Source organism: Komagataeibacter nataicola (assembly GCF_003207795.1).
GTDB classification, from domain to species: domain Bacteria; phylum Pseudomonadota; class Alphaproteobacteria; order Acetobacterales; family Acetobacteraceae; genus Komagataeibacter; species Komagataeibacter nataicola.
Genome location: NZ_NIRT01000092.1, coordinates 1 through 850, shown reverse-complemented (window position 1 = coordinate 850; position 850 = coordinate 1). Strand labels below are relative to the sequence as shown.

At 55.4% G+C, this 850-nt stretch carries 1 protein-coding gene; it reads right to left on the bottom strand.

Going from position 1 to position 850, the window contains the following annotated elements; all coding sequences use genetic code 11:
* Positions 1–11: 11 nt before the first annotated feature.
* A protein-coding gene (locus CDI09_RS17400) for an IS5 family transposase (RefSeq protein WP_205836688.1) occupies positions 12–790 on the bottom strand; the annotation gives its coding sequence in 2 pieces (ribosomal slippage) (positions 12–451 and positions 451–790; 780 coding nt in all).
* Positions 791–850: the final 60 nt, after the last annotated feature.

Here is an 850-nt window from a genome sequence, read left to right as displayed (position 1 = left end):
ACTAGGGCCTGTTAGGTCTTGATATAGTCTGCTGTAGCAGCGATGAGGATGACGGAGAGGAAGGATGCGGCGGTTTTCTCATATCGGGTCGCGACAGCCCGCCACTCCTTGAGTCTTGCCCACAGGTTTTCGACCAGATGCCGGTGTCTGTAAGCCCATTTGGGACAGGCGACTTCTGGATCATTCTTCCTTGGCGGGATGACAGGGCGAGATCCACGGTTCCAAAGATCTTCACGAAATTTATGTGAGGCATACCCACGATCGCAGACGACATAGATTGGTGGGTGTGGCAGAGCGTCAAGCAGGGCGTAGGCACACGGTAATTCATGTGCCTGTCCGGGTGCCAGCGTGAAGGACAGTGCCCTGCCATGACTGTCCGCAGCTACGCAGACCTTGGTGCCAAAGCCTCCACGTGAGCGGCCAAGAGCCTCACGATCCTTTCGGCGTTCTCTGTGCCCCCTTTTTTAGCCGCTCCGGCCGCCTTATGATGGGCACGGATTGTCGTGCCATCAAGAAAGACCATGCCGAGGTCTTGATCCCTGTCTTTGACCTTTTCAAAGAGGCGCTGCCACACACCGAACTTCGACCAGCGAATGAACAACTGTGCTGCAATCCACCAGGGACCAAACTCTGATGGCAAGGCACGCCACTTCGCGCCGTTCTGATGGCGCCAGAAAATCGCGGATATCGTCCGTCGAAGGTTCTTTGGTGAGGTCTTGCCCTTCGGACGGACTTCCTCGATCAAAGGCTCCCAGACGGACCATGCGGTATCGGAAAAGACAGACTGCATCATGCTCATCATAAACAGCTATGCAGTCCGTTCTGTCATTCAAGGTCTAACACGCCCTAG